4 protein-coding genes and 1 pseudogene are annotated in these 7,705 nt (G+C 57.9%); 2 read left to right on the top strand and 3 right to left on the bottom strand.

Annotated elements, in window-relative coordinates; genetic code table 11:
* Positions 1 to 537 precede the first annotated feature (537 nt).
* Positions 538 to 2,100 (top strand): protein kinase domain-containing protein, encoded by a 1,563-nt coding sequence (locus tag NW852_RS08840; protein WP_414426657.1) that lies wholly within the window; start codon positions 538 to 540, stop codon positions 2,098 to 2,100.
* A 62-nt stretch (positions 2,101 to 2,162) separates the two neighbouring features.
* Here NW852_RS08840 and NW852_RS08835 read toward each other — a convergent pair whose 3' ends face one another.
* The 3 genes from NW852_RS08835 to NW852_RS08825 all read right to left on the bottom strand — a co-directional run bounded on the left by NW852_RS08835 (position 2,163) and on the right by NW852_RS08825 (position 4,907).
* A complete protein-coding gene (locus tag NW852_RS08835; RefSeq protein WP_414372806.1) occupies positions 2,163 to 2,531 on the bottom strand; it encodes a hypothetical protein in 369 nt (122 codons plus the stop codon).
* Positions 2,509 to 3,330, bottom strand: coding sequence for a hypothetical protein (locus NW852_RS08830; RefSeq protein WP_414372808.1), 822 nt, complete (start codon positions 3,328 to 3,330; stop codon positions 2,509 to 2,511). The genes NW852_RS08835 and NW852_RS08830 overlap by 23 nt, the downstream gene beginning before the upstream one ends.
* Before the next feature lie 224 nt (positions 3,331 to 3,554).
* Positions 3,555 to 4,907 (bottom strand): FAD/NAD(P)-binding oxidoreductase, encoded by a 1,353-nt coding sequence (locus NW852_RS08825; protein WP_414372810.1) that lies wholly within the window; start codon positions 4,905 to 4,907, stop codon positions 3,555 to 3,557.
* A gap of 361 nt (positions 4,908 to 5,268) precedes the next feature.
* On the opposite strand from NW852_RS08825, the pseudogene NW852_RS08820 reads away from it, so the two are divergent.
* Positions 5,269 to 7,656, top strand: a pseudogene (locus tag NW852_RS08820) (cation-translocating P-type ATPase); the annotation flags it as partial.
* Between the last annotated feature and the right edge of the window lie 49 nt (positions 7,657 to 7,705).

Genomic DNA, 7,705 nt, shown 5'->3' with positions numbered 1-7,705 from the left:
TCCCTTCTCTCCTTCCTCTTAAAACCTGTACCCTATTTTAAATTAACAGGCTGTAGTCGAAGCCAGAGTAAGTGTAGCATCGGGAATGGCAGACTAAGAAGCGACGCTGACGCAGTTTTTAGAGTTCACTTGCACGTGGTATTTGTAACAAAATACCGGTCACTAAAGTGTATTGGGAAGGGCTAGGCTTTGGCATGATTTGCTGCCTAGAAATTGTGAAGCAATACATCCAGAATCAGTCAGAGGGTGCTATCCATCCCCACCGTATAGACGGTGGGGAATTCCGCACCTTACGTTAAACCAGGTGAAAACACCTTGCCGCTGATCCAAGCGCTTCGCGCCGCCGGCGCGCTTGCGACAGCGTTGCGTAGCAATAACGACGTAGAGAAACGTTTCGTTGCTATTTGAATTGAAATGACCATAATCCCTGAGCCGATAGAGCTGCCGCTGCGCTCGCCCCAACGAGCAGTTTTATGGACCGTCCATTTATTGATCCCCGTGACAGAATGGCCCTAGAGGCGGGGATTGAGGTCGCACATGGCTTGGGCAGTTGGCCAACACTTGCAGGGGGGGCGCTACCGCGTCGAGGCCGTTTTGGGGGAAGGGGGCTTCGGCATCACCTACCGAGCCTGGGATAGCGTCCGCGCTGACTATGTGGTTATCAAGGTCTTGAACGACAGCCTCCGCGAGGATCCCGACTATCCTCGCCTTCAGCAGAACTTCATGAACGAGGCGCTACAACTGGCCCGCTGCCGCCATCCCCATGTGGTGAAGGTGGAAGAGGTGATCTGGGAGCAAGATCGCTGGTGCATTGTGATGGAGTACATCCGTGGCCAGACTCTGCACCAGCTTTTGCGCCAAAAGGGATCGTTGCCTCTGCCGGAAGCCCTGCGCCTGACGCGGGAGGTGGGATCCGCCCTCATGGCTCTGCACGAACAGGGGATCCTGCACCGCGATGTGAAGCCGGCCAACATCCTAGTACGGGAGGGATCTGGGCAGGCGGTGTTGATCGACTTTGGCCTGGCGCGGACTTACACGCAGGGGCTCATCCAACGCCACACCTCCTATGGCACCGATGGCTACGCCCCCCTGGAGCAGTACGACAGCCTGCGCCGCCGCGGCGCCTTCACCGATGTCTACGCCTTGGCTGCCACCCTCTACACCCTGCTGACAGGGATGGTGCCCTTGTGCGCGCCGGTGCGGGCTACAGGCCGTCAGTTGGATCCTCCCCGCAGCCTCAACCCCAGTATTCCTGAAGAGGTGGAGGCCGCCATCCTCAAAGGGATGGCTCTCCACCCCGAGGATCGCCCGCAAACGGTAGCCGAGTGGCTGGCTCTGCTGCCGGCAGAGAAGCAGCCAGCTACCTTTGAGCCCGCCATCCGCACTCAAGAGCTGCGGGAACTGGAACGGCTTCTGGTCCAGCAGCAACCTCAAGATGAGCTGGAGCAGCTCCTGGCCCAGCACTCGGCAGAAGAGCTGGAGCGCCTGGTGGCACCCCCTACCCCTGCCACAGCAAAAAGGGAGGCAGGCTCCAGATCCCCAATTTTCCCTAAGGTCGGTCGAGAGGGATCCCTGCCTGCAACCCCCTCCTGGCCCGACTGGGTGGGAGAAGCGGCTCCTGCCCTGCAAGGGCTATGGGATCGGCTGCGGGCTGGCCAGTGGGGGGAAGCCGATCGCTGGACGACGGCTTTGCTGCTTAAACTCAGTGGGCGCTCCCAGGTGGGCTTTTTCGATCCCAAGGATGTTGAAGCTTTCCCCTGCCCGATGCTGCGGCTAATCGACCAACTTTGGACGCAGGCCAGCCATGGACGCTTTGGCTTTACCGTCCAGAAGCAGCTCTGGCAGGAGTGTGACTCGGAGAAAAGGGGAGGGCTCAGCTCGAGATCCTTCTCGGCCTTGCCCCGCGAAGAGTGTATGGGAGAGAAAGTGGGCTGGCAGATCCAGGGCCGCTGGCTGGAGTACGGGGAGCTCAAAACCAACTTGGAAGCGCCCAAGGGCCATCTGCCGGTAGGCTTTTTCTGGGGCTACTCAGGTGGCTTACGCGCAGCGCTGCTGATGCTGGATCGGGCGGTACTGAAAAAGTTCAAAGCCTGCCTGTAAAAAACTCTTCTCTCCCTGGGATAGCAAACGGCGAAAAAAGGTGAGAGTGTCCGCACCTCTCCTCAAGGAATCGAGGAGGATTCCTGAGCACTCCCTCCTTTCTCCAAAAGGGAAGCTGCCCGAGGGTCTTCACGAACAGCCAGCCCCAGGTGAATCAGCGCTGTCTCAACAGTATTGACCTGCTCTGCTAGAGCTTTCCACCCTCTTGCTTTTACACCGTAGCGCTTGCCAAAGTAAGCCCGAGCAGCTGCAAAGGAAGCAAAAGATTTTTTGAGGGTCGCTGCTGTCCAGGGCTTGGCCTTCAGCCGTAGCCAGTTCCGTTGACCTTGCTGTTGTCTCTCAGCAACAAGTTGCCCTGTCAACTCAAGGAGCTCGGCATAATTGCGCCGCGAGGCGGCGATTGCCGTTTCAAGACTCTCGATGAGACCCATGGTTATCCTCCAGAGGTAACTTCTCTTGATAGTAAATATCCTGCTCGTTCTCCGGAAGCAACTTTCTAGAACCGGCAGAAGGCAGGTTAGTTTCAAAAATAGACATGATCTTGTTCAGGTAACTTTGCAGCAAGCTCCTAACCCCTGGCATGGGAAGGTGATCCACCACATTCTGAAGCTGGTCAAAGAGATGCTTAAGTCTCTTCAGATCTAAAATGGCACGACTGACAATCTCCTGGACTCGAAGCTGCTCTTCCGCAAGCTCTCTTATTCTATTGGCTAGCCTTTGATTTTCAAGCTCTTTCTCGGTGAGCAAACTTAAAGCTGCTTCCTCAGTCTCGACTATTTTAAGCTCAAGCTTTAGGTTCTGCTCTTCCAGAGACTCAATCTGCTCGATTAATAAATCTGACTCAAGCAAAGAATTAAAGCTAATGCCCCTACTCAGTAGAAAGCTAACAAGCAAGTCGCTGCAATCTTGTCTTTGGAGCTGCAGTTCTCTGAGTTTAGGCTCCGCTAATTCCTTCAACACTTTATGAGCTATTCCTATCCCCAAGCAATCGCCGTCGCCATGCCCGGGAATACTAACCCTCAAATTCCCGAGAACGGCTTGCGTGTGATGTCTGGCACGACGATGGATAATTTCCCAACCCCACTCTCTTGCTTGACGCAAGATATCCCGTTTCCGCCAATTTCTTGGAGACTGAGTAATGGCTTGAATCTCTCTCTCCTGCTGTATGACGTCCTCTCGCCTTTTAAGGAGATCAAGGAGATACTCTAGCTCCCCTTCGCTGAAACCCATGCAACAACGCCCTTGAGTGAGACTCTCCTCCTCAGCTTATTCAGCTTTCACCGAGACCAGGAGAACATCTCAAAAGTTGTTAACGTTAAGAGATGCTTTGTAGCTTTTCCAGCAAGCTTTCTCAGTAACACCTGAGACAACACAGCAGCAGAGCGAGCAAGCTCTGTAAAAGAACTCCCCTCTCCTTTGGGGAGAGGGGCTGGGGGTGAGGGGGGTGGAGAGCCTTAGTAGCGATGCACCAGCCTGTTGAGGGGCTTGAAGATATCCGCCTCAAATTTCTTGCCCTTGAGCATGCGGTTCCAGTACAGCCAAGGCAAGAGGTGCACTTTGGCCAGGTACATAGAGTAGCGCTCCCGCGTTGGATCCAGGGGGAAGGAAGGGGCGAGCTTCCCATCGTAGGCAAACTCCGCCATGATTAGGGAGTTATAGCCGGTGATCAGGGGGCAGCAGGTGTAGCCGTCGTAGCGGGCCGGCAGCGGCTTCGACTGCATGGCCGCCAAGAGGTTTTCCGCTAGCACCGGCGCCTGCTTGCGGGCTGCGGCTGCCGTCTTGGAAGTCGGTAGGGAAGAGGCATCCCCCAGAGCAAATACGTTGGGGTAGCGGGGGTGTTGCAGCGTCCACTTGTCCACCTCCACCCAGCCACCAGGTCCCGCGAGGGGGCTGCGCTTGACAAAGTCCGGGGCGCTCATGGGCGGGGCCACGTGGATCATGTCGTAGTGCAGGCTTACCTCTTCCTTGCCCTTGTCGGTGGTGACTTCAAAGATGGCCTCCTGCGTCTCGGGCCGGATGGCTTTGAGGTTGTGCTTGAACTTTACCTGGATCCCGCGCCGCTCCACCACTTTCTCCAGGGCGGCGCTGTATTCTGGCACCGCGAAGAGGGTGGGAGTGGCAGTACAAAAGATAACTTTGGTGTTGACCCCAACGCCGCTTTTGCTCTTAAAGACGTCGTCGGCCATGTACATGATTTTCTGGGGCGCGCCGCCGCACTTGATGGGAGTGGCGGGGTAGGTGAAGATGGCCGTGCCCCCCTGGAAGTTACGGATGGTCTCCCAGGTGTAGGGGGCGTAGTCTTTGGAGTAATTGCTGGTCACGCCGCCCTTGCCCAATGCTTCCGGCAGACCCTCGATCAGGTGCCAGTCAATTTGGATCCCGGGGGCCATGATGAGGTAGTCGTATTCGATAACTTGGCCGGCCTCGGTGATGACGCGGTTGTGATCCGGATCCAGCTCGGCCACCCGCGCCTGGATCCACTTGGCTCCCCTGGGGATGACGGTTTTTTCATCGCGAACAAACTTGGCCAGCGGCGCAATGCCCCCGCCCACCAGCGTCCAGCCGGGCTGGTAGTAGTGCTTGTCGGAGGGCTCGATGATGGCAATGTCGAGGTTGCGCTGGCGCTCCAGCAACTGGGCGGCTGCGCTGATGCCGGCTGCCCCTCCCCCGACAACAACAATCTGATGGCGAATAACTGTAGGAGAACTCCCAGAAGCAGCCCCCTGCACCTCGGAGCGCGCGCCGTTTTGCGGCACTGCTGCTGACTGGGCTTGCAATTCCCTTGGCTTTGTAGTCGGTACTACCATAACTCCCTCAAAACGGAAACAAAAAAAGAAACCGCTAGGCTCAATTGGCCATATTAAAAAACAGCAAAAGAGCCAGCTCACCTGTCCAGGAGCCCGGACAGGTCAGCCGAAGCCCTTTGGCTTCCTACAGGCTCTAGCTAATCATACTACCTAATAAGAATATGCTCATCCTTTCTATCTATCGAGAACTTTAAGCAAAACTTAGCCGGCTCCTTAAACGTTGTTGACGCTTGTCTTGGTAAAGAGCCCCCCGAAGGACACCTTGCCAGGAAGGGCCCATGGCATTGGTTAGGCTATCAGAGATAAGGAGGGCAGGCAGCCCATCCACCCCTCGCGGTGTTGTAACTCAAGACTCCGAATCATGGCTAAACCTTCATCCCTTGAGCTGCTCCCAGCCCCTGCCTGGCATGCCCTGTCGGAGGAGCAAGCCATCCAGGAACTCCTCGGAGAGGAGATGTCTTTGGCGGGGCTGTTGGAAAAGGGCCTCTCTCAAGCTGAAGTGGAGAAGAGGCAGCGGCAATACGGCCCCAATGAGCTGAAAGCCAAAGCTGCAACGCCGGCCTGGGTCAAGTTTCTGCAGCAGTTTAACCAGTCCCTCCTTTATATCCTGATGGTGGCTGGGGCGGTCAAGGCGTTCCTGGGATCCTGGCGCAACGCCATCGTGATCTGGGCGGTGGTGGTGATCAACGCCCTCATCAGCTACATCCAAGAGGCCAAGGCGGAGGAGGCAATCGCTGCCCTGGCCAAGTCGGTGGTGACTGAAGTCACGGTGCTGCGGGAGGGGCAGAAAGTGCGGCTGCCCTCGCGGGAGCTGGTGCCGGGGGATGTGGTGCTCTTGAGCTCGGGAGACAGGGTGCCCGCCGACCTGCGCCTGCTGAGTGCGCGCAACTTGCAGGTGGACGAATCGGCCCTCACGGGAGAGTCGGTGCCGGTGGAAAAACGGCTGGGATCCCTCCCTGAAGACACGCCTTTGGCCGACCGCCAGAACATGGCTTACGCCGGCAGCTTCGTCACCTTTGGCCAAGGGGCGGGGGTGGTGGTGGCCATCGGCAACCAGACCCAAACAGGTCGCATCTCCCAGCTCATTGAAGAAGGGGGATCCCTGCAAACTCCCCTGACGCGCAAGTTTGAGGCCTTCAGCCTGACCTTGCTGAAAATTATCCTCACCTTGGCTGCGTTCACTTTTTTGGTGGGGCTGGTGCAGGGCCAAGCGGCAGCAAGCGTCTTTGAAGCGGCAGTGGCGCTGGCGGTGAGTGCTATTCCCGAAGGCTTGCCGGCGGTAGTTACCGTAACCCTGGCCATTGGGGTTTCCCGCATGGCCCGCCGCCATGCCATCATCCGCAAGTTGCCGGCGGTAGAAACCCTGGGCAGCGCCACGGTGATTTGCTCGGACAAAACCGGCACCCTCACAGAAAACCAGATGACGGTGCAGGCCATCTACGCCGGATCCCGGCTCTACCGGGTTACCGGCAGTGGCTACAGCCCCCACGGCCAAATCCTGTTTCAGGAGGCCAATTCCCCTGGCGAACTTCGCCAATGGCCTGCCTTGGAGGCTTGCCTGGTGGCCGGCTGCCTCTGCAACGACAGCCGCCTCCAACCCAAGGACGACGGTCAGTGGGAAGTTGTAGGGGATCCCACCGAGGCGGCTCTGCTCGTAGCCGCCCAGAAAGGGGGGCTGGATCGAGACGATCTGCAGCGCCGTCGCCCTCGCCTAGACAGCATCCCCTTTGAATCCGAGTTTCAGTACATGGCCACCCTGCACCGGTTGGGGCCGGAGGAGCACTGTATCTACGTCAAGGGATCCGTAGAAGCTCTCTTGCCCCGCTGCCGCAGCCAGATGGGTCCCCAAGGGGAGATCCAGCCCTTGGAAGCAGAGCGGATTTGCCAGCAGGTGGAGGCCTTGGCGCGGCAGGGGCTGCGAGTCCTGGCCTTTGCCCAAAAAGCCGTCCCCCCTAGCCAAACTCAGGTGGATCACTCAGATCTGCAGGAAGGGCTGATTTTCTTGGGCTTGCAGGGGATGATCGACCCGCCGCGGCCGGAGGCCATTGCCGCTGTGCGCTCCTGCCAGACTGCCGGGATCCAAGTCAAGATGATTACCGGCGACCATGTGCTTACAGCCCAAGCCATTGCTGAGCAGATAGGCCTGGGCGGTGGCAAACCGGTAAAAGCCTACAGCGGCCGGGATCTGGAGCAGCTTAGCCCAGAGGAGTTTGTCACTGCCGCCAAGGAGGGATCCGTCTTTGCGCGGGTGGTGCCGGAGCAAAAGCTGCGCCTGGTGAAGGCCTTGCAGTCGCAGGGTCAGATCGTGGCCATGACCGGCGATGGAGTTAACGACGCGCCGGCCTTGAAGCAGGCAGATGTGGGCATTGCCATGGGGAGGGGCGGCACGGAAGTGGCCAAGGCTGCCGCCGACATGATCTTGACCGATGACAACTTCGCCTCCATCGAGGCTGCCGTCGAAGAGGGGCGCACCGTTTACAACAACCTCCTTAAAGCCATCGCCTTCATCCTGCCGGTGAACGGGGGAGAGTCGATGACCCTTCTTCTTAGCGTGCTCCTCAACCGCGAGCTCCCCATTTTGGCCATTCAAGTGCTATGGCTGAACATGATTAACTCCATCACCATGACGGTGCCGCTCTCCTTCGAGCCCACCACGGGGAGGGAGATGACCCAACCACCGCGGGATCCCAACGCCAATTTGCTCTCTCCTAGGCTGCTGCAGCGCATCCTACTGGTGTCGGTATTTAACGTAAGGTGCGGAATTCCCCACCGTCTATACGGTGGGGATGGATAGCACC

The sequence above is a fragment of the Synechococcus sp. H60.1 genome (assembly GCF_047462335.1).
Classification (GTDB): domain Bacteria; phylum Cyanobacteriota; class Cyanobacteriia; order Thermostichales; family Thermostichaceae; genus Thermostichus.
The sequence above is the reverse complement of the archived record's forward strand: the minus strand, read 5'-3'. Positions and strand labels throughout refer to the sequence as shown.